Source organism: Streptomyces pristinaespiralis, assembly GCF_001278075.1.
GTDB lineage: Bacteria > Actinomycetota > Actinomycetes > Streptomycetales > Streptomycetaceae > Streptomyces > Streptomyces pristinaespiralis.
On the sequence record NZ_CP011340.1, the window covers coordinates 3,655,473 to 3,677,151 of the forward strand.

A 21,679-nucleotide genomic window follows, 5' to 3' on the forward strand; every position below is an offset into this window, starting at 1 on the left:
TCTCCTCGGGAAGGTGCGGGCGTGCGGGTGCGGTCGCGGGTCCGGGCGGATCAGCGCAGACGGAGGGCCTTCATCGCCTTGAGGCTGGCGCTCATGAAGGCCGCGTACTTCTCGTCGTCCATGCCGAACGACGGTGCGAGCGGCAGCAGACGCTGCTGGGACACGGTCTGCGCCTCCGTGTACTTGAGGATGCCCTCGGAGCCGTGGCGCCGGCTGAGACCGGAGTCCTTCATACCGCCCATCGGGGCCTGGACGCTGCCGTACGCCGGCGCGTAGCCCTCGTTGATGTTGACGGTCCCGGTACGCAGCCTGGCGGCGACGGCGTGCCCGCGCCGGGCGTCCTTGGTCCAGACGCTGGAGTTGAGGCCGTACGGGGTGGCGTTGGCCTGGGCGATGACGTCGTCCTCGTCGGTGAAGCGGTACACAGAGACGACCGGGCCGAAGGTCTCCTCCGTGCACACGGCCATCGGGGACTCGACGCCGTCGAGGATGGTCGGCTCGTAGAAGAGCGGCCCGATGTCGGGGCGGGCGACACCGCCGGCGACGAGCCTGGCGCCCTTGGCGACGGCCTCCTCGACATGGCGGGTGACGGTCTCGAGCTGGCGCTCGCCGACGAGGGAGCCCATGTCCGCCCCGTAGGCGAGGGAGTTGCCGAGGCGCATGGCCTTGGTGCGGGCGGCGAACCGCTCGAGGAAGTCGTCGGCGACGGACTCGTGCACGTACAGCCGCTCGATGGAGATGCACAGCTGGCCGGCGGAGGAGAAGCAGGCGCGCACCGCCCCGGCCGCGGCCTTCTCGACGTCGGCGTCGTGCAGCACCAGCATGGCGTTCTTGCCGCCGAGTTCGAGGGAGACGCCGATGAGGCGGGCCGCCGCGCCCTGCGCCACCTCGCGTCCGGTGCGGGTGGAGCCGGTGAACGAGACGTAGTCGGCGTGCTTGACGACCTCCGGGCCGACGACGGGGCCGTCGCCGATGACGATCTGGAAGACCTCGGCGGGCAGTCCCGCCTCGACGAGCAGGTCACGCGCCCACAGGGCGGTCAGCGCCGTCTCGGTGTCGGGCTTCATCACGACGGCGTTCCCGGTGACGAACGCGGGCAGCGCGTCACCGACGGACAGCTCCAGCGGGTAGTTCCACGGTGCGATCTGCCCCACGACGCCGCGCGGGTGGCGCAGTTCGGTGGTCTTCGTGAGGACGGGGACGACACCGGTGTGCCGCTTGGGCCTGAGGTACGAGGGCGCCTTGCGTCCGTAGTGACGGGCGGCGACGGCGACGGCCTGCACCTCCTCGTGCGCGTGCAGGCGGGCCTTGCCGGTCTCCAGCTGGATCAGGTCGAGGATCTCCGCCTGGCGCTGAAGGACCAGGTCGTGGAAGCGCAGCAGGACGGCCGCACGGGCACGGACCGGGGTGGCGGCCCAGTCGGGCTGGGCGGCGCGTGCCCGCTGGAAGGCCGCGGCCACGTCCTCGGGAGTGGACTCGGGCAGTTCGGCCAGCTGCTCGCCGGTGAACGGCGCGTGGTTGGCCGTGCGGCCGGAGCCGGCCACCGACTTGGTCAGCCGGGCGACCAGTTCGGGGGTCACCACGTCGGCGGCGGTGCGCGCGCCGGCCGGAGCGGCGGCTGTCGGGTTGGTGCCGAGGGCGGCCGCGGTGGCCTGCGAGTCCGTCATGGGGGCGAGAGTAGGCGCAGATCAGCGCTTTGGGTACCCGTCGGTAACAGCTTTTCACCATGTACACACGACCGTGCCAGCGATCACTGGCACATAAGGCCTGATCAGGCCCTATTCATCGGCCGCAGGCACGTCCGGCATTTTCCCGGCCGCCCGCCGCACTCCTCGCGGCACCTTCACTGTGCCGGGGGACGCCATCCCCGCAGCATGGTGTCGAACTGCTCCCGGGTCGTCGCCCAGTCCTGCGCGGGACCGGACATGTACAGGGCATACTCCGTGCCGTCGTCCTCGTAGTACATCTGGTCGATCGCCCGCCGGGGTCCGGGGTGTTCCTTGCTCTCCGTCCAGGTGAACTCCCAGATCGCGGACTGCGTCCGGTCCCGGAAGGTGTTCGGGTGGAGCTGCACCCGGCGGTACTCGGGCAGGCGTTTCTTGAGGTTCTTCTGCATGTCGAGCATGTGCATGTACGGGTTCTCGTGGTCGGGCGCCGGGTCGATGCTGATGCGGATGCGGTGCCGGCCGTTGTCCGGGGTGTAGTCGATCTGGTTGCCGTCGACCTGGCGCCGCCAGCCCTCGGGCACCCAGAGGCTGAAGCCCTCCACGTCCTCGACCCGCCGCCAGCCCTCGGGAAGGCCGGACGGGTCGTCCGGCGCGGCACTGGGCGTACCACCCGTCCCGGCGCCTCCGGCCGCCCCGGCCTCTCCGGTACGGCCGCCCGCACCGTCGTTCACGTACTGCGTCGCCACGCCCGCCGCGCCGCCCAGGACGGCCGCCAGTACGACGGCGATCACCGCCGTGCGTACGCGCCCACCACGGCGGCCCGGGACCTGGGTGGGCGCGGTTGCCGGGACGGTGCGTGCCCGGTCCGCCAGGGCGCCCGGCTGCGGCAGCCGCTGCGTCGGCACCCGCACAGGCCCGGCGTCCGCCGGCCCACGGCCCTCCATGGCGTCCGTCAGCATCCGCTCCGCCTCCGCCGCCGAGGGGCGGTGCGACGGCTCCTTGCGCAGCAGCGCCATGATCACCGGCGCGAGCCGTCCCGCCCGCACCGGCGCCGGCGGTTCCTCGTCGACCACGGCCTGCATGGTCGACAGGGGCGAGGACCGCCGGAACGGCGACCGTCCCTCCACCGCCGTGTACAGCGTCGCGCCCAGCGACCACAGGTCGGAGGCAGGCCCCGGGTCGTGGCCGCGGACCCGCTCGGGCGCGAGGTAGTCGATCGAACCGACGATCTCGCCCGTCCTGGTGATCGTCGAGTCGCCCTCGATGGCCGCGATGCCGAAGTCGGTGATCAGCGCCCGGCCGTCCTTGGCCAGCAGGACGTTGGCCGGCTTGATGTCCCGGTGGAGCACCCCGGCCGCGTGCGCGGCGCCCAGCGCACTCAGGATGTGCAGCCCGATCCGGGCCGCCTCCGTCTCGTCGATCCGCCCCGGCTCCTTGACCGCGTCCGCGAGGGAGGGGCCGTCGACGTACTGCATGACGATCCAGGGCCGCGCGTCGTGCTCGAGCACGTCGTGCACGGTGACGACACCGGGATGGCTGATGCGCGCGGCCGCGCGGGCCTCTTTCTGGGTGCGGGCGTGCAGGACGGCCCGGTCGGCCTCCGACACATAGAGACCCGCCGTCAACTCCTTGACCGCCACCACCCGGTGGAGCACCTCGTCATGGGCGCGCCATACCTTGCCCATACCGCCACGGCCGATGGTCTCGCCCAGCCGGTAACGCCCGGCGAGCAACAGACCGTTGCCTGTGCTGTGAGTGTGTTCCACGTACCCCGCCCCGTTCCTTGGAATGACAGGTTACGGAGGGGATGTACGGCCACGGTACATCGGACGCCTCAAGTGACCGCACTGTGATGCGCGTTCCGTGCCCGCCCGCGCACTCAGCGGGCGGACCGGTAACTCGCCGTGGCCTGCTCGAAGATCTCGGTCACTTTGTCACGCTGTGCTTCCGGTCCGATCACCTGGACGACGTGGTAGGTGCCGTCGACGGCGAGCGCGAGGTTACGCACGTACACCTCACGGCCGTTGCTGTCCTGCCAGGTGAACTGGCCCTCGGCCATGGACCGTCCGCCGACGTCGATACGGCGCAGCCCGGTGGCGCTCGCCCAGGAGGAGTCCCGGAAGGGCTGGAGCTCCGGCTCCTTGTCCCGCTGATAGACCAGCGGGTCCTCGCCGTTCGTCTGCACGCTGTCCCGGCCGGGCACGACGATGAGCGTGAAATCCCCGCCGGTGTAGCGGACTTGCCCGGCGTCGTTGATCGGCCGGCGCTGCCACGTCCGGTCTACGGCGATCCGGAAGCCCTCCGGGTCGTCGCGGAGCACATAACCCTCGGGAAGTTCGCCGGCCGGGGCGGAGGTCTGCGGCTGCTGGGAACCGGGCGTGCCGGTGGGCGCGGGCTCCGGGTCGGTGCCCGTACCGGTACGGCCGGGGCTCGGATCCTGCTGCGACGGCTGTACGCCCGCCTCCCTGCCCTGCGGCGACTGCTGCCCGTCGCCCGCCTTCGGCATGAACAGCACCGCGTAGGCGATCGCGGCCACCAGGGCGAGCAGGATCAGCAGCAGAAGCGTGCGGCCGAGTGCACGCGGCTTACGGCCCGTGTCCTGGTAGGACCGCCGGTACGACGGCTCGTAGGAGCCCTCGTACGACTCCTCGTGGGCGCGCCTGGGCGGCGGGACCTGGGCGACGGGCCTGTCCCTGCGCCCGTCGACGCCCCCGGCCCTGTCCCTGCCTCCCGCGCCGTCCCTGCTTCTGGTCTTCTTGTGGCGGTGGCGGCCGTGCGCGTCCGAGCCGCCTCCCCGGCGCCTGCGGACGAGCTCGCCCCGGCGGCGGACGATCGGCAGCCGCGATCCGTCGACCGCGCCGGCCGGCAGCGGGACGACGTCCGTCCCCGCCTCGGGCTCGGGCGCCGAACGGACGAGGGAGCGCAGCCAGCCACGCAGCTCCTCGAAGTCGGGCCGCTCGGTGGGGTCCTGACGCAGCAGCGACTCGACGACCGGCCGCAGCGCGCCGCACTCCTCCGCGAAGGCGGGCGGCTCGGCGCACACGAGCTGGACGAGCTCGGCGGCGCTCTCCTCCGGATAGGGGGCATGTCCCTGGACGGCCCGGTAGAGCAGCGCCCCCAGGGCCCACAGGTCGGTCGCCGGGCCCACGGGCGCGGCCAGCTGCCAGTTCTCGTGGACAGGGCCGGCCTGCTCCGGCGCCCAGCGTTCCGTCACGGCGCCGACGACGGTGATCCGCGCCTGGCGTGCCCGCTCCGCGGCCAGCGGGGTCGCGGGACCGCGGTACGGGGCGGAGCCGCCGCCGGCGACGACCTCGTCCCAGCGGCCGGGGGCCGCCGCGCCGTCCGTGGCCGCGGGGCGGCGCTGCGCGTCGGCGCGCAACGCGTCACCACCACGGTGCCAACTGCCTCCGGACGTACTGTCCGTACGCGCCGCCGGAAGGGCGGGACGCTGTCCTCCGGCCGGCCGGCCGCCGGCTCCCGGACCGCTGTCGGCCCGTGCGACGGGCAGGGCCGGACGGGCGGGCGGAACGCCACGCCCGGGCTCGGCGCCCGCCCTGCGTACGCCGTAGGGGTCGTCGCGGTACGGGTCGTGCGGGCGCGCACCCGGCAGCTCGGGTCGCCCGGCGATGCCCCGGGGGCCGCCGCCTCCGGCGGGCAGCGAACCCATGCCCTCACGGCCGGCGAACGGAGCGTCGTGCCAGGTGCCGGTCAGCCGGACCCTCCCCGGGCCCTCCTGGGCCGGCCCCTCGCCGTCCCGGCCCCGGTCGTACCGGTCGTCGCCGTACCGGCCTTCCCCATGAAGGTCGTCGCCGTGACGGTCCCCGTGTCCAGCGCCGCCGGAGCCGTCCCGGTACCGGCCCTCGTCACGGTCCGTGTCGCCGTACGCGTCTTCGTACCGGTCGGCGCCGTAGCGGCCGCCGTCACGGTCCGTCCCGTACCCCTCTTCGTACCGCTGCGCCCCGTACCGGTCTTCGTACCGGTCCCCGTCATAGCGGTCCTCGTGCCGCTCCCCGCGGCCGTGGGTCTCCGTGTCGCGCGGCGGGCCGAGCAGGTCGAGACCCACGTCCTCGAAGTCCGCGTCGTCGTCCTCGTCACGGACGGCGCCGAGGCCGAGCAGACCCCGGCGCCCCTCGTCGGGGCGGCGGGCCCACCAGTCCGGGTCCAGGCCGTCCTGCTCCAGGCGGTCACGGCCGTCGGTGTTCTCGTCCTGGCGCCGGTTCTCGCCCGTCCGCGCTCCGGCGCGGGCACCTGCGCGGTAGGCCGCGATCGCCCCGGCACGGGCGGCGCGCACGTCCGGCACACCGGTGGACGGGCCGCTCTGCTGCGGCAGGACAGGGCGGCCCGGCGCGGCCTCGACCTCGTGTCCCCGGGCCGACGCGTCCCGGTCGCCGGGCCCGGCGAGCGGCCCCGGCACGTCGTCCGGCTCTGCGTCGTCAGCTGTGTCGGGCTCCGGCTCCGGTACCGGTGCGTAGCCGCACAGCGCCTCCTCCGCCGCGCCGGACGCCAGTCCGGTGAGGACGACGCGCCCGTCCTCGCAGACGAGCACCGTGCGCACCGTGATGTTCCGGTGCGTCCAGCCGTGGGCGTGCAGGACACGCAGGGCGGTGAGGACGTCGGAGGCGATCTCGGCCGCCCGGTACGGCGTGAGCGGTTTCTCCGCGAGCAGCGCCGCCAGCGGCCGGGCCGCCACGCGTTCGCTCACTATCCACAGCGAGCCGTCCTCGGCGAAGACGTCGAAGACCTGGTCCAGCCGGGGGTGGTCGGGAATCTGCGCGGCCGCCTGGGCCGCCTCGACCGCCCGCCGGACCGCTGGGTCCGCGGGGCGCCGTGTCGTCCCGCCGCTCCTGCCGCCCTGGGTACGCCGCGGCACCGCCGCGCCGGCGAGGCCGTCCGCGTCGAGCACCTCGGCGTCGACGATCTCGGGCAACGGCACCTGCCGCACGAGGACTTCATGGCCGCTGTAGGTGTCGAACGCGCGCGTCTCCGCGAATTCGTACTCGTCGGACGGCGGCAACGGCAGGCGGTAGCGGTCGGCGAGCACCCTTCCCGCATAGTCGTCCACGACGCCTCCCCGAGCGCGCTGTCCCCCGGCCGGTACAGAAACAACGCAAGAAGCCGTCAAATCCGGTCGCTCACCGGCCTCTTGTCGCTGCGTACCGTCCGCGGGTTCTCACGATACGTGTCCTGGGTCAGTCCTTGGGGCTGAACGTGGCGAACGCCGTCCTGCGCAGGGTCTCGCACTCCTCGCTGCGCCACTCGCTCGCCTTGCACGTGATCATGATCGAGTAGCCGCGCCTGGCGTCCACCTTGAAGCCCCTGTTCAGGATACGTACCCGCTGGCCGTTCTCGTTGCGCTCGAACTGCCAGTCCGCCACGGTCGGATAGCCCTTGTACTCGACCGTCCCTATCCCGAGGTGCTTGTAGCCGTTGCTCGTCGCGCTCACGCCGGCGACCGCCGCGGCCCACGCGGCCGCAGCGTCGTCCTTGGGGCTGTTGTTGAAGTCGACCTGGACACGCGGGACTCCGCCGTCGACGCTGAACTTCCCGCCCGAGTTCTGGCCGGCGACGCCCGTGAGCTTGAAGTTCGCGGGCATGGCCATGGTGAAGTGCCAGCGGTCGTTGGAGACCATCACGTACCCGGCCGGCAGCGTGTCGCCGCCCGCGGAGGCGTCGTCCTTGGGGTCGCCCGACGGCTGACCGTCCGGGCTGCCGGTGCCGCCCTGTCCGCCGTCCTCTTCTTCCTTGCCGTCGTCCTTGCCGGTGCCCTCACCGCTGTCGGGGCTCGCGTCGCTGCCCGTACCTCCGGCTGCCTTGTCCTCTCCGGCACCGGCCGTGGAGCCGGCCGAGGCGGCGGTCTCGTCCTTGCCCTTGGTCCGGTTCACGGGATCGTCGTCATCGAGGGCGAAGACCAGCACCGTGGACAGCACGGCGAGCAGGGCCACGGCCGCGATGATCACCAGCGTGCGGCGGGGCACCACGTCGGTGAGCGGTGCGCGCACCGGTGCGGCCCGCCGGGCGGCCCCGCCCGGCGCGGGCTTCGGCTTCGACTCCGCCTTCACGGCGGCGGCCGCGTTGCGCACGGAACGCAGCGCGCCGCGGACCCGGTCGGCGGCGGGGTCCTTCGGACCGGCCGGCGGGACGGGCGGCACGGACGGCAGCCTGATGGCCCGGGTCGCCTCGGGCGACGGCTCGGGCTCCGGGGGGAGCACCGGCGCCTCCGGCGCGTTCACCACCTGGGTGAGCAGGGCTCGGGCGCCGGCGTCGTCCAGCCGCTGGGCGGGGTCCTTGGCGAGCAGGCCGTAGATGACCTCCTCCAGCGGACCCGCGTTCTTCGGCGGGTCGAGCGGCTCGGTCATCACGGCGGTCAGCGTCGCGATCGCCGAACCCTTGTCGTAGGGCGGGCAGCCCTCGACGCTCGCGTACAGCAGGCCGCCGAGCGACCAGAGGTCGGCCGCCGGACCGGGCTTGTGTCCGCGGGCGCGCTCGGGCGAGATGTACGACGGGGCGCCGACCAGCATGCCGGTCGAGGTGATCGACGGGTCGCCCTCGACCTGCGCGATGCCGAAGTCGGTGAGCACGACACGGCCGTCACGGCCGATGAGCACGTTGGACGGCTTCACGTCACGGTGCAGGATGCCCTCGCGGTGCGCGGAGCGCAGCACGTCGAGGATCGCCAGACCGACCTCGGCCGCCCGGCGGGGCGTGAGGACGCCGTCCTCCCGGACGACCTCGGCCAGGGACTTGCCCTCGACGAGCTCCATGACGATCCACGGGCGGTCGTCCTCGTCGACGACGTCGTAGACGGTCACGGCACTGTTGTTGCGGATACGGGCGATCGCCTTGGCCTCGCGCAAGGTGCGCGTGATGAGCCGGCGCTTCTCGTCGTCGTCGATGCTGTTGGGGAAGCGCAGTTCCTTGACGGCGACGGTACGGCCGAGGGTCTCGTCGACCGCCCGCCAGACCGTGCCCATGCCGCCGCGTCCGAGGACGCCGCCGAGACGGTAACGCCCGGCGAGCAGGCGGCCTTCGGAACCGGTGGCGCCGCGCCCCTTGGAGACCGGCGCGGCCGCGCCGCCCCCGGCACGGCCGGTCCGGTCCGCCGGGGCGGCCTTCGCCGCAGCGGCCTGCGAGCCCGCGCCCCGGCCGCCGTCGGCAGGCGACGCGCCGGACTTGGCGGCGCTCACACCGCCGGACGCCGCCTCCGCGGCCGGCGCGCCCGCCGGTTCCGCGGGCCGCGTCCCGGCCTTGGTGACGGACAGTGGCTTCGCGTCCTTGGGGGCGGCGGGCTTCGTCTCCGCGGAGGGACCGCTCCGAGCCGGGCCCTGAGCCGTGTCCCGCGGGTCCTTCCGCATGTCGTCCTGAGCAGTCGTCACGGCCCCGCCCCCGGTGCCGTGACCGGGCTTTCGGGCTTCTGCCGCCTCGGCCGCTGCACCGTCCGCGACCGCGTCGGCCGGTTCGGCCGCGCCGGCCTTGACGTCACCGTCGTCGCTCTTGTCCGCAGGGGCCGCGTCCTTGACCTCCGAGGGCGCGTCCTTGATCTCAGGGACCGCGTCCTCGGCCTCCGGACGGGCGTCCGCTTCGGCGGCTTTCGGGTCCGCCGCGCCGGCGGCAGAACCTTCGTCCAAACCGGCGGAGCCGATCCCCGCGCCCGCGGCAGAGTCCGCATCCTCGCCGGCGAAGCCGGCCCCCCGCTGGGGCTTCCGCGACTGCTCAGCCTCCGACATGCGTCCCCTCTGCGATCCCTGATCTTCGCCCGCGCCTGCCGCTGTCCGCGCGATGCGGTAACCCGCCCTGGCAGAGCGCCCATTGTCCCTCACCCCAGGACCGGTACGTCGTCCGGGTCCACTCTGCGGCGTGCCGGGCGCACCCGAATACGCCACCCACCATGCCATCACATGCGGTGAAGCCCACCCCCGCACTGGTGGGGAGCGTGTCCGGACTCCGTCACCGGCCCTGCGGGGGGCCGGTTTCCCTGGGGGCGACGGGCAGTCAGGGAGCGTCGTGAGGGGACCCGGCCGCCCGGATCAGAGCGGCACGATCTCCGGCGCGCCCAGCCGCGCCGCGTCCGCGGTCTGGTCGTCGGGCTGCCGCTGCGACTCCCGTTCCGCCTCGACCCTCTTCTCGTAGTGCTCGATCTCCTTCTCGATCTGCGCCTTCTCCCAGCCCAGTACCGGGGCCATCAGCTCGGCGCACTCGCGTGCGCTGCGCGTCCCCCGGTCGAAGGTCTCGATGGAGATGCGGGTGCGGCGGGTCAGCACGTCGTCGAGGTGGCGGGCGCCCTCGTGCGACGCGGCATAGACGATCTCGGCCCGCAGATAGTCGTCCGCGCCACTCAGCGGTTCACCGAGTGTCTGGTCCTCCGCGACAAGGGCGAGCAACTCCTCCGCCAGGGCGCCGTAGCGGTTCAACAGGTGCTCGATGCGCACTACATGAAGGCCCGTCCGCGCGGCGATCCTCGCCCTGGCGTTCCACAGGGCGCGGTACCCCTCGGCGCCGAGCAGCGGCGTGTCCTCCGTGACGCACGCGGCCACCCGCTGGTCGAGGCCGTGCACCGCCGCGTCCACCGCGTCCTTGGCCATCACCCGGTACGTCGTGTACTTGCCGCCGGCCACGACGACGAGCCCCGGCACCGGATGCGCCACGGTGTGCTCGCGCGACAGCTTGCTGGTGGCGTCCGACTCGCCGGCGAGCAGCGGGCGCAGCCCGGCGTAGACCCCCTCCACGTCGTCCCGGGTGAGCGGCACGGCGAGCACCGAGTTGACGTGCTCCAGCAGGTAGTCGATGTCGGCGCTGGAGGCGGCGGGGTGCGCCTTGTCGAGGTCCCAGCCGGTGTCCGTGGTACCGACGATCCAGTGCCGTCCCCAGGGGATGACGAACAGCACGGACTTCTCGGTCCGCAGGATCAGCCCCGTCGTGGAGTGGATGCGGTCCTTCGGCACCACGAGGTGGATGCCCTTGGAGGCGCGCACATGGAACTGTCCGCGTTCCCCGATCAGCGCCTGCGTGTCGTCCGTCCACACACCGGTGGCGTTGACGACCTGGCGGGCCCGGATCTCGTACTCTCCGCCCGCCTCCACGTCGAGCACCCGCGCCCCGACGACCCGCTCGCCCTCCCGCAGGAAGCCGACCACCCGTGCCCGGCTGGCGACTTGGGCGCCGTAGCTCGCGGCGGTCCGCACCAGTGTCGTCACGAAGCGGGCGTCGTCCATCTGGGCGTCGTAGTACTGCAGGGCGCCGACGAGGGCGTCCTTCTTCAGCGCGGGGGCGACCCGCAGGGCCCGCCGGCGGGAGAGGTGCCGGTGCACGGGCAGACCCCGCCCGTGTCCCGAGGAGACCGACATCGCGTCGTACAACGCGACACCGGAGCCCGCGTACAGCCGCTCCCAGCCCTTGTGCTGGAGCGGATAGAGGAACGGCACCGGCTTGACCAGGTGCGGGGCGAGCCGTTCGAGCAGCAGCCCTCGCTCCTTGAGCGCCTCCCTCACCAGGGCGAAGTCGAGCATTTCCAGATAGCGCAGTCCGCCGTGGATCAGCTTGCTCGACCGGCTCGAGGTGCCCGACGCCCAGTCGCGCGCCTCCACCAGCCCGGTCGACAGTCCTCGTGTCGCGGCGTCGAGCGCGGTGCCCGCTCCGACCACGCCGGCGCCCACCACCAGCACGTCCAGTTCGCGCTCGGCCATCCCGGCGAGCGCTTCCGCGCGCTCCGCGGGTCCCAGTGTCGCTGTCCTCACTGTTGCCTCCCGTCGCCCCCGTGTATTTCCTGCGGTCGGTCTCACAACGTGTCGAACCCGCAATGCCGGACTCACAAAGTCGGACTCACACCGTCGATTCTGTCCGCACTCGCCGACTTCAGCCACCGCCTGTGGATAACACTCGGTCGACCAACATCCCACAATCCGGCATAACGGTCATATTTACGCCTAGTCTGACATTGCGCCTGCCCGTTCTGCCCACAGGGCTTGCGCTCACTGTCCCCTTCGGCTACGGGAAGGACGGCCAAAGCCATGCCCGCAGATCTCGCCGTCATCGGACTCGGACACCTCGGCCTGCCGCTCGCCCAGGCCGCCGTGGCGTCAGGCATCGAAACCATCGGCTACGACCCCGACCCCCGCCAGCTCACGGAACCCGCCGCCGGAGTGACGCCCGCCGACATCCGGCGCATGCTCTCCGGCGGCTTCCGCACCGTCACCGACGCGGCCGAACTCGGCCGCGTACGCACCGCCGTCATCTGTGCGCCCACGCCCATGGGCGCGGACGGCACACTGGACCTGACCCCGCTCGCCGACGCCGCCCGGGCGCTGGCGTCCCGGCTGCGGCCGCACACCACCGTCCTGCTGGAATCCGCGGTCGAGCCGGGCACCACGGAGGGCTTCCTGCGACCGCTCCTCGAAGAGGGCTCCGGCCTGCGGGCCGGCCGGGACTTCCACCTGGCCTACTCCCCCGGCCGCACCGACCCCGGCCGCCGCACGCACGGCTACGCCAACACACCGAAGGTCATCGGCGGCCTCACCCCCGCCTGCACGGAGTCCGCGGCCGCCTTCTACGCCCGCCTGACCGACAAGGTGGTCCGTGCCCGCGGTCTGCGCGAGGCCGAGACGGTCAAGGTCCTCGAGACGAACTTCCGGCACGTCAACATCGCCCTCGTCAACGAGATGGCGGTGCTCTGCCACGACCTCGGCATCGACCTCTGGGACGTCATCCGCTGCGCGGAGACCAAGCCCTTCGGCTTCCAGGCCTTCCGCCCCGGCCCCGGCGTCGGCGGCCACGGCGTCCCCCTGGACCCCGGCCCCACCCCGTGCCGCCCGCTGCGCATGGTGGGCCTCGCGCAGGAGATCAACTCACGGATGCCGCAGTACGTGGTCCGCCGCTGCGCCACCCTCCTCAACGAACACGGCAAGTCGGCCCGCGGGGCCCGCGTCCTGCTCCTCGGCGTCACCTACAAGCCGGACCTCGCCGACCTGCAGGGATCCCCGGCCACCGAGATCGCCCGCCGGCTGACGGACCTCGGCGCGTCCGTGAGCTATCACGACCCCTACGTCCCCGACTGGCGCATGGACCAGCTCCCCGTCCCCCGCGCCGACTCCCTCTACGAGGCGGCCGCCGCGGCGGATCTGACGGTCCTGGTCCAGCACCACCGCACGTACGACCTCCAGGGCCTGGCGGTAAAGGCCCAACTCCTGCTCGACACAAGGGGGGCGACTCCGGCCGGGGCGGCACACCGCCTCTGACGCCTTTTCAGGCTCCGGTACGGCCGTGCAACGGTCCCATAACCGAGTGCCGTTCCGTCGTACCGGACTGCTAGTCTCCGGGACCGCCGCTCGCACGCTCGTGCGACGCCGTTGATCCCAGGGGGAATCCCACCATGAGCCAGCCCGTCCCGCCGTCGTCCGGCAACCCGTTCGCCGGGGGCGACCAGTTCGCGCCCGCACCGCCGCCGGCCCCGGTCCGCAACAACTTCGGGCTCGGCCTCGCCGCCGGCCTGGGGGCCGCCGTCGTCGGCGCCCTCGCCTACGGCGGCGTGATGCGCGCCCTGGCGAGCGAAGACGGCAGCTACACGGAGATCGGCTACGCGGCCCTCGCCGTCGGCGCGCTCGTCGGCTTCGCGCTCGGCAAGGTCGGCGGCCGGAACCCGATCCTTCCCTTCATCGGGGTCCCGCTGGCTCTGGTCGCCGTCTTCTTCGGCCAGCTCTTCGGCTTCGCCCTGATGATCAGCTGGTGGTCGGAGGCCGCGCCCGACCCGATGACCGTCACCGAGATCCTGACGTCGAACCTCGGCGACCTGATCGAAGGCTGGAAGGAAGAGGCGGAGGCCATGACCTACGTCTTCCTCGGCATCTCGGGCTTCGCGGGCTACGCCGTCACCAAGAAGGTCGCGGCCTGACGCCGTGAGCAGAGCAGGGCCCGGCATCGTCGATGCCGGGCCTTCCTCATGCAAGCGCCCGCCCGCAGGGCGACAAGCCTCCCGGGAACGCGAACGGCCCGACGCGCCTTGCGGCGCGTCGGGCCCGTCGGGCACAACAGAGTCAGCGTCGGTGCTGCGAGTCCGCCACCGTCACCTCGACACGCTGGAACTCCTTGAGCTCGCTGTAGCCGGTCGTGGCCATGGCCCTGCGCAGCGCGCCGAAGAAGTTCATCGAACCGTCGGGGCTGTGCGAGGGACCGGCGAGGATCTCCTCGGTGGTGCCCACGATGCCCAGGTCCACCAGCTTGCCGCGCGGCACGTCCTCGTGGACGGCCTCCATGCCCCAGTGGCGGCCCTTGCCGGGCGCGTCGGTCGCGCGGGCCAGCGGGGAGCCGATCATCACGGCGTCGGCACCGCAGGCGATCGCCTTCGGCAGGTCGCCGGACCAGCCCACGCCACCGTCCGCGATGACGTGCACGTACCGGCCGCCGGACTCGTCCATGTAGTCGCGACGGGCCGCGGCGACGTCCGCGACGGCGGTCGCCATCGGCACCTGGATGCCCAGCACGTTACGTGTGGTGTGCGCGGCGCCGCCGCCGAAGCCGACGAGGACGCCCGCCGCGCCGGTACGCATGAGGTGCAGCGCGGCCGTGTACGTGGCGCAGCCGCCCACGATGACCGGCACGTCGAGTTCGTAGATGAACTGCTTGAGGTTCAGCGGCTCCGCGGCGCCGGAGACGTGCTCGGCGGAGACCGTCGTACCGCGGATGACGAAGATGTCGACGCCCGCGTCGACCACGGCCTTCGAGAACTGCGCGGTGCGCTGCGGGGAGAGCGCGGCGGCGGTCACGACGCCGGAGTCGCGCACCTCCTTGATGCGCTGGCCGATCAGCTCCTCCCTGATGGGGGCGGAGTAGATCTCCTGGAGGCGGCGCGTGGCATTGGCCTCGTCCATCTCCGCGATCTCGTCGAGCAGCGGCTGCGGGTCGTCGTAGCGGGTCCACAGGCCCTCGAGGTTCAGGACGCCCAGGCCGCCCATCTCGCCGATGCGGATGGCGGTCTGCGGGGAGACCACGGAGTCCATCGGAGCGGCCAGGAAGGGCAGCTCGAAGCGGTAGGCGTCGATCTGCCAGGCGATCGAGACCTCCTTCGGGTCCCGCGTGCGCCGGCTCGGTACGACGGCGATGTCATCGAACGCGTACGCCCGGCGGCCGCGCTTGCCGCGCCCGATCTCGATCTCAGTCACGATGTGTGGCCTTTCCCTCTACGTCTGCGCCTACCAGTATCCCCGACACACACGTAAGGGGCGGTCCCGGCAACCCCGGGACCGCCCCTCCACGACGTGTGGCTGCTACTTCCTGCTGTAGTTCGGGGCCTCGACCGTCATCTGGATGTCGTGCGGGTGGCTCTCCTTGAGCCCCGCCGAGGTGATCCGGACGAACCGGCCCTTGCTCTCCATCTCGTCGACGGAGGCCGCTCCGACGTAGCCCATCGTCTGACGCAGGCCGCCGACCAGCTGGTGCAGCACGGCCGCGAGCGGACCGCGGTAGGGCACCTGGCCCTCGATGCCCTCGGGGACGAGCTTGTCGTCGGAGGCCACCTCGGCCTGGAAGTAGCGGTCCTTGGAATAGGAACGGCCCTGGCCGCGGGACTGCATCGCACCGAGCGAGCCCATGCCCCGGTAGGACTTGAACTGCTTGCCGTTGATGAAGAGCAGTTCGCCGGGGGATTCCTCACAGCCCGCGAGAAGGCTGCCCAGCATGACCGTGTCGGCACCGGCGGCGAGCGCCTTGCCGATGTCTCCGGAGTACTGGAGGCCGCCGTCGCCGATCACCGGGACGCCCGCGGCGCGGCAGGCCAGCGCCGCCTCGTAGATCGCGGTGACCTGCGGGACGCCGATGCCGGCGACCACACGGGTGGTGCAGATGGAACCGGGGCCGACACCGACCTTGACGCCGTCCACACCGGCGTCGATCAGGGCCTGGGCACCGTCACGTGTCGCCACGTTGCCGCCGATGACGTCGACGCCGACGCTCGACTTGATCTTCGCCATCCAGTCGAGGGCGTTGCTGTTGTGTCCGTGCGAGGTGTCGACGATCAGGAAGTCGACGCCCGCACCGGCCAGCCCCTGGGCACGCTCCAGCGCCTCCGGGCTCGCACCGACGGCAGCGCCGACGAGCAGACGGCCCTCGGCGTCCTTCGCGGCGTTCGGGTACTGCTCGGCCTTGACGAAGTCCTTGACCGTGATGAGGCCCTTGAGGATGCCGGCGTCGTCGACGAGCGGAAGCTTCTCGATCTTGTGGCGGCGCAGCAGCTCCATGGCGTCGACGCCGGAGATGCCGACCTTGCCCGTGACCAGCGGCATCGGGGTCATGACCTCGCGCACCTGGCGCGTGCGGACCGTCTCGAAGGCCATGTCACGGTTGGTGACGATGCCGAGCAGCTTGCCCGCGGCATCGGTCACCGGCACACCGCTGATGCGGAACTTGGCGCACAGGGCGTCGGCCTCGGCGAGCGTGGCGTCCGGGTGGACCGTGATCGGGTCGGTCACCATGCCGGACTCGGAACGCTTGACCAGGTCGACCTGGTTCACCTGGTCCTCGATGGACAGGTTGCGGTGCAGAACGCCCACGCCGCCCTGGCGCGCCATCGCGATCGCCATGCGGGACTCGGTGACCTTGTCCATCGCCGCCGAGAGCAGCGGGATGTTCACCCGAACGTTCCTGGAGACACGGGACGAGGTGTCGACCGCGTTAGGGAGCACTTCCGACGCACCCGGCAGCAGAAGCACATCGTCGTAGGTCAGCCCGAGTGTCGCGAATTTCTCGGGCACTCCGTCGACGTTGGTCATGACACCTTCCCCAAATGGCCTTGATCCCTGCGGATGTCCATGCTAACGGCCCGGGGGGCCGTCTCATTCCACGATCAAGATCGATGTACAGCTTTGTGTGTTCACACGACAGTCATGCGCAGACGTCACGGCAGCCATACGCAGACATACGGAGCCGGCGGTGACCGGTCTCACTGCTCGGCGAGTGCGCGCAGTCTGCTGAGCGCGCGGTGCTGCGCGACCCGGACGGCTCCGGGGGACATCCCGAGCATCTGACCGGTCTCCTCCGCGGTCAGACCCACGGCGACCCTGAGCACCAGCAGCTCGCGCTGGTTCTCCGGAAGATTGGCGAGCAGTCTCTTGGCCCACTCCGCGTCGTCGCTGAGCAGCGCCCGCTCCTCGGGGCCGAGCGAATCGTCCGGCCGCTCGGGCATCTCGTCGGACGGCACGGCCGTCGAGCCCGGGTGGCGCATGGCCGCCCGCTGGAGATCGGCGACCTTGTGGGAGGCGATGGCGAAGACGAACGCCTCGAAGGGCCGCCCGGTGTCCTTGTAGCGCGGCAGCGCCATCAGCACCGCGACGCACACTTCCTGCGCCAGGTCCTCGACGAAGTGGCGGGCGTCCCCCGGCAGCCGGCTGAGACGCGAGCGGCAGAAACGCAGCGCGAGCGGGTGGACGTGCGCCAGCAGGTCGTGCGTCGCCTGCTCGTCGCCGTCGACGGCACGGTGAACGAGCGCACCGATGGCTCCCTGGCCGTTCGCCGCCTCGTCGTCACGCATCGGTCCATGGTGCCCTGGCCCGCGGCCGTCCGTGGCACTGCGTCCTGTGTTGTGCACCGAAGCGTTATGAGCAGGTGCGCCGGAACTCATCCCCTGCGCCCTCCCCTCCCGCTCGACCGACTCGTCCCCGAGGAACTCCACACCTCAAGGATGCGGCATCGCGCGGGAAACGGATGCCCTCGGGCATCCGTAACCCCCGCGCCGTCCTGTTCGCACGGTCCTCAGCGGACCAGACCCCAGCGGAATCCGAGGGCCACCGCATGCGCCCGGTCGGAGGCGCCGAGCTTCTTGAACAGCCGCCTGGCGTGCGTCTTCACCGTGTCCTCCGAGAGGAAGAGCTCACGCCCGATCTCCGCGTTGGACCGGCCGTGGCTCATTCCTTCGAGCACCTGGATCTCACGCGCCGTGAGCGTGGGGGCGGCCCCCATCTCGGCCGAACGGAGCCGGCGCGGGGCGAGCCGCCACGTGGGGTCGGCGAGCGCCTGGGTGACGGTCGCGCGCAGTTCGGCACGCGAGGCGTCCTTGTGGAGATAGCCGCGGGCGCCGGCGGCGACCGCGAGGGCGACGCCGTCGAGGTCCTCGGCCACGGTCAGCATGATGATCCGGGCGCCGGGGTCCGCGGAGAGCAGCCGGCGCACGGTCTCCACACCACCCAGACCGGGCATGCGTACGTCCATCAGAATCAGGTCCGAACGATCGGCACCCCAGCGGCGGAGGACTTCCTCGCCGTTGGCCGCGGTCGTCACGCGCTCGACGCCGGGCACGGTCGCGACCGCGCGGCGGAGCGCCTCTCGGGCAAGCGGGGAGTCGTCGCAGACGAGGACGGATGTCATGGCCGCCCTCCGCAGCTGATGCGCGTCACCTTGAGCCTCCAGGCTGGATACGTTTCTTCACCTGTGCGGTTGAACGCTCTCGGACATGTGCCCGACAGCTTGTTCTTTCAACCGCCTCCGCCCTCTCAACGACGGTCACTCGAAAGAGTTACGGGTCGCACGCCGCACTTCGGCACGCTCCGTGAGCAGGCCCCTCGGCATGCGTGAGCACCGGTTCTGCGGGCGACGGCGGGACCGGCGGTGCGGCACGGGGCAACACGGAGGTTTCACGGATCTCGGGCGGAGCACTCGTCCTCCTCGGATGGGACCCCTGCCCCATTCAGCGGCTTTTCTTCCCTTTTTCCGGTGTCTATGGCTAGATTCGCAATGAGTCATATTTACATCTACTTACACAGCAGATGTACGGTCGTTGGCACGGTGCTGGTGCCGGATCCGGCGCACGTCCGGTCGGCGTCCCGCCCGTTTCCGACCTGGTCCTGTATCCACCCAGCACGGTTTCAAGGGGACATGCGCCATGGCAGATTTCTCTCGCCTTCCCGGACCCAACGCCGATCTGTGGGACTGGCAGCTCCTCGCGGCATGCCGTGGGGTCGACAGCTCGCTCTTCTTCCATCCGGAAGGTGAGCGCGGCGCGGCGCGAAGCGCGCGCGAGAACTCCGCGAAGGAGGTCTGCATGCGGTGCCCCGTACGCGCCGAGTGCGCGGCGCACGCACTGGCCGTGCGCGAGCCCTACGGCGTCTGGGGCGGGCTGACCGAGGACGAGCGCGAGGAGCTCATGGGACGAGCACGCCACCGGCTGATCCCCGCCACGAGCGCGGGCGGTGCGGTACGCGGCTGACGAGCGCGCCGCACGCACGAACCGAAGAAACGTTCCTGCACTTCACCCGCCCCCGTATCGGCAGGCCTGCCCCGTGCGCAGGCAGTTGCTCCGGCGTCCCGGCCCCCGGCCCTCCCGGCAGGGAGCCGACGCGCGCCGCGGAGGATGCGCACCTCGGCAATCCCGAGTACCGCAAACACCGCGTCCGCCACGGACGGCGCGCCCGCAGCGGACGCGTCAGCGGGAGGCAGCGAGGGTGAGCTGCGACAACGTCGCCGAGACGGCCGGGACATGGGCCAGGTCGGGCAGCGTCAAAGCGACGATCTCGCGGTGGACGGACGGCTCGACGGTCACCAGACGCGCCCCCTTGGGCCGTACCGACTCCAGCGCCAGCTCGGGCAGGACGGCCACCCCGAGCCCCGCGCCCACCAGCCCGATCACCGCCGGGTAGTCGTCCGTGGCGAAGTCGATGCGCGGGGTGAAGCCCGCGCTCTCGCAGACCTCCACCAGCTGTCGCCGGCAACGCGGGCAGCCGGCGATCCACGACTCCTCCGCGAGGTCGCCGATGGCCACCTTGTCCGCTTCCGCGAGGCGGTGGCCCTCGGGCACCAGCCCCACGAGCCGGTCGACGAGCAGCGGCCGTACGACGAGGTCGTCCCACTCCGACTCGGCCCCCGCCGTGTCGTAGCGGAAGGCGAGCGCCACGTCGCAGTCGCCGTCGCGGAGCATCTCCACCGAACGCGGCGGCTCGGCGTCGACGAGCGAGACACGGGTGCCGGGGTGGGCCGCGCGCAGGGCGGCGAGGGCCGTGGGCACGAGCGTGGAGGAGCCGCTGGGGAACGACACGAGACGGACCCGGCCGGCCCGGAGCCCGGCGATGGCCGCCACCTCCTCCTCCGCGGCGGTGAGCCCCGCGAGGATGCCGGACGCGTGGCGCACGAGCGCCTCTCCGGCCTGGGTCAGGCGCATCTCGCGGCCGGTGCGGATCAGCAGCGGGGTCCCGACGGAGGTTTCGAGCGCCTTCATCTGCTGACTGACCGCGGGCTGCGTGCAGCCGAGTTCACGGGCGGCCGCGGAGAACGAGCCGGTGGTGGCGACGGCACGCAGGACGCGGAGGTGGCGGGCTTCGATCACCCTCCGAGCATAAGGGATGCTTGGGGGAACGGGAGATTAACTCCCGGCTCCTTTGAGGGCTCGTCCGTTAGCGTGCGGGACATGAAGCTTCTGACCGTGAACGTGGGCCGTCCCAAGGCGGCCGATTACACCGATTCGCCGAGCGGCACGACCGGAATCGACAAGCGCCCGGCGGAGGGGCCCGTCCGGGTGACGGACCCGGGCCCCAAGGGCCGGGGCGGCAGCGGACTGTCGGGGGACGCGGTCTGCGACCTGCGCCATCACGGCGGGAGCGACCAGGCCGTGTACGCCTTCGCCCGCGAGGATCTCGACGCCTGGGAGCGCGAGTTGGGGCGGTCGCTCCCCAACGGCACGTTCGGCGAGAACCTCACCACCAGCGGCGTCGACGTCACCGGAGCCAGGATCGGCGAGCGGTGGCGCATCGGCGACTCGGTCGTGCTCGAGGTCACCTCCGGCCGCGTCCCGTGCCGTACGTTCGCGGGCAGGCTCGACGAGAAGGGCTGGGTCAGGCGTTTCACGCGAAGCGGCGTCTCCGGCGCGTATCTGCGGGTCATCGAGCCGGGCGAGATCCGCGCCGGCGACCCGGTGGAGGTGGTGCACCGGCCGGAGCACGAGGTCACCGTGGCGATGGCGTTCCGTGCGGAGACGACCGAGCGCCACCTGCTGCCACTGGTGCTCGAGGCGGGTGACGCTCTGCACGGCGAGCTCCTGACGAGCGCCCGCGCGTACGTCGCGAAGTACGGCGCGACGGTCGGTCCAGGCGTCGCCTCCGACTCCGGCGTGGCATAGGCGAGGCCTGGCGGGCGGGCGCCGGGAAGAGGAACCGGCCCGGGACCTCGGGGCAGTTCGCGGCCACGGGACGGAGGGTGGACGGGGCAGGCGGCGGCGCCGGGCGATGACGCGGGGCGTTAACGTGCCGCATATGACGACTGCACTGATCACGGGAGCGACAGCGGGCATCGGCGCCGCATTCGCGCGGCGGCTCGCGGCCGATGGCCACAACCTGGTGCTCGTGGCCCGGGACACCGAGCGGCTGCAGGAACAGGCCACCGAACTGCACGACCGGCACGGCATCGAGGCCGAGGTGCTGACCGCCGACCTGTCGCGGGAAGCCGGGATCGGTGCGGTCGAGGAGCGTCTGGCGGACCGCAGGCACCCCGTCGACCTGCTGGTCAACAACGCGGGCTTCGGCAACAAGGGCCGGTTCCTCGAAGTCTCGATGGCCGACGAGCTGACGATGCTGAAGGTGCACTGCGAGGCGGTGCTGCGGCTCACCGCGGCCGCAACGGGACCGATGAAGGAGCGCGGCCGGGGCGGCGTGGTGAACGTGGCGTCGGTCGCCGCGTTCGTCCCCCGTGGCACGTACGGCGCGTCCAAGGCGTGGGTCGTCCAGTTCACGCAGGGCGCCGCCCGGGATCTCGCGGGATCGGGGGTGCGGCTGATGGCGCTGTGCCCCGGATTCGTACGCACCGAGTTCCACCAGCGGGCCGGTATGGGTACGGACAACATTCCCGGCTGGATGTGGCTGGACGCCGACAAGCTGGTGGCGTCGGCGCTCTCCGACCTGGCCAAGGGAAAGTCCCTCTCCATCCCCGATCCCCGCTACAAGGCGCTGATGGGCGTGGTGAAGCTGACGCCGCGCGGGCTGCTGGGCGGGCTCACGTCCAGGACGGGCCGGAAGTACGGCCCCCAGTAGCCACATACCGCACAGTATGTG

15 protein-coding genes are annotated in these 21,679 nt (G+C 72.0%); 5 read left to right on the forward strand and 10 right to left on the reverse strand.

What is annotated here, in order from left to right; translation table 11 throughout:
- Positions 1–50: 50 nt before the first annotated feature.
- The 5 genes from SPRI_RS15240 to SPRI_RS15260 all read right to left on the reverse strand — a co-directional run bounded on the left by SPRI_RS15240 (position 51) and on the right by SPRI_RS15260 (position 11,398).
- Positions 51–1,667: a succinic semialdehyde dehydrogenase gene (locus SPRI_RS15240; protein WP_005313337.1), complete on the reverse strand. Its 1,617-nt coding sequence runs from the start codon at positions 1,665–1,667 to the stop codon at positions 51–53.
- A gap of 176 nt (positions 1,668–1,843) precedes the next feature.
- A complete protein-coding gene (locus SPRI_RS15245; RefSeq protein ID WP_053557015.1) occupies positions 1,844–3,433 on the reverse strand; it encodes a serine/threonine-protein kinase in 1,590 nt (529 codons plus the stop codon).
- Between the two features lie 113 nt (positions 3,434–3,546).
- A complete protein-coding gene (locus tag SPRI_RS15250; protein WP_053557016.1) occupies positions 3,547–6,729 on the reverse strand; it encodes a protein kinase in 3,183 nt (1,060 codons plus the stop codon).
- 127 nt (positions 6,730–6,856) lie between these two features.
- A complete protein-coding gene (locus SPRI_RS15255; RefSeq protein ID WP_409350945.1) occupies positions 6,857–9,019 on the reverse strand; it encodes a serine/threonine-protein kinase in 2,163 nt (720 codons plus the stop codon).
- 672 nt (positions 9,020–9,691) lie between these two features.
- Positions 9,692–11,398: a glycerol-3-phosphate dehydrogenase/oxidase gene (locus tag SPRI_RS15260; RefSeq protein ID WP_005313360.1), complete on the reverse strand. Its 1,707-nt coding sequence runs from the start codon at positions 11,396–11,398 to the stop codon at positions 9,692–9,694.
- Between the two features lie 273 nt (positions 11,399–11,671).
- Here SPRI_RS15260 and SPRI_RS15265 point away from each other — a divergent pair, with 273 nt between their 5' ends.
- Together SPRI_RS15265 and SPRI_RS15270 are read left to right on the forward strand one after the other, a co-directional pair.
- Entirely contained in the window at positions 11,672–12,895 is a 1,224-nt protein-coding gene (locus SPRI_RS15265; RefSeq protein WP_037773967.1) for a nucleotide sugar dehydrogenase, read from the forward strand.
- Positions 12,896–13,029: 134 nt separating this feature from the next.
- On the forward strand, positions 13,030–13,548 hold the full coding sequence (locus SPRI_RS15270; protein ID WP_005313366.1) for a hypothetical protein: 519 nt from the start codon (positions 13,030–13,032) through the stop codon (positions 13,546–13,548).
- Between the two features lie 142 nt (positions 13,549–13,690).
- Here the strand turns inward: SPRI_RS15270 and SPRI_RS15275 are convergent, their stop codons facing one another.
- The 4 genes from SPRI_RS15275 to SPRI_RS15290 all read right to left on the reverse strand — a co-directional run bounded on the left by SPRI_RS15275 (position 13,691) and on the right by SPRI_RS15290 (position 18,011).
- On the reverse strand, positions 13,691–14,815 hold the full coding sequence (locus tag SPRI_RS15275; protein ID WP_053557017.1) for a GuaB3 family IMP dehydrogenase-related protein: 1,125 nt from the start codon (positions 14,813–14,815) through the stop codon (positions 13,691–13,693).
- Between the two features lie 105 nt (positions 14,816–14,920).
- A complete protein-coding gene (gene guaB, locus SPRI_RS15280) occupies positions 14,921–16,420 on the reverse strand; it encodes an IMP dehydrogenase (protein WP_005313371.1) in 1,500 nt (499 codons plus the stop codon).
- 170 nt (positions 16,421–16,590) lie between these two features.
- Positions 16,591–17,178, reverse strand: coding sequence for a sigma-70 family RNA polymerase sigma factor (locus SPRI_RS15285; protein WP_005313374.1), 588 nt, complete (start codon positions 17,176–17,178; stop codon positions 16,591–16,593).
- Between the two features lie 221 nt (positions 17,179–17,399).
- Positions 17,400–18,011, reverse strand: a complete 612-nt coding sequence (locus tag SPRI_RS15290; protein WP_003948568.1) for a response regulator transcription factor — start codon at positions 18,009–18,011, stop codon at positions 17,400–17,402.
- 514 nt (positions 18,012–18,525) lie between these two features.
- On the opposite strand from SPRI_RS15290, the gene SPRI_RS15295 reads away from it, so the two are divergent.
- Positions 18,526–18,849: a WhiB family transcriptional regulator gene (locus tag SPRI_RS15295; RefSeq protein ID WP_005313377.1), complete on the forward strand. Its 324-nt coding sequence runs from the start codon at positions 18,526–18,528 to the stop codon at positions 18,847–18,849.
- Positions 18,850–19,065: 216 nt separating this feature from the next.
- On the opposite strand, the gene SPRI_RS15300 is transcribed toward SPRI_RS15295, so the two are convergent.
- Positions 19,066–19,962: a LysR family transcriptional regulator gene (locus tag SPRI_RS15300; protein WP_053557018.1), complete on the reverse strand. Its 897-nt coding sequence runs from the start codon at positions 19,960–19,962 to the stop codon at positions 19,066–19,068.
- An 81-nt stretch (positions 19,963–20,043) separates the two neighbouring features.
- On the opposite strand from SPRI_RS15300, the gene SPRI_RS15305 reads away from it, so the two are divergent.
- Together SPRI_RS15305 and SPRI_RS15310 are read left to right on the forward strand one after the other, a co-directional pair.
- Positions 20,044–20,751, forward strand: a complete 708-nt coding sequence (locus tag SPRI_RS15305; protein WP_037773970.1) for an MOSC domain-containing protein — start codon at positions 20,044–20,046, stop codon at positions 20,749–20,751.
- Positions 20,752–20,884: 133 nt separating this feature from the next.
- Complete coding sequence (locus SPRI_RS15310; RefSeq protein WP_005313382.1) at positions 20,885–21,658, forward strand: SDR family NAD(P)-dependent oxidoreductase; 774 nt, start codon at positions 20,885–20,887, stop codon at positions 21,656–21,658.
- Positions 21,659–21,679 lie beyond the last annotated feature (21 nt).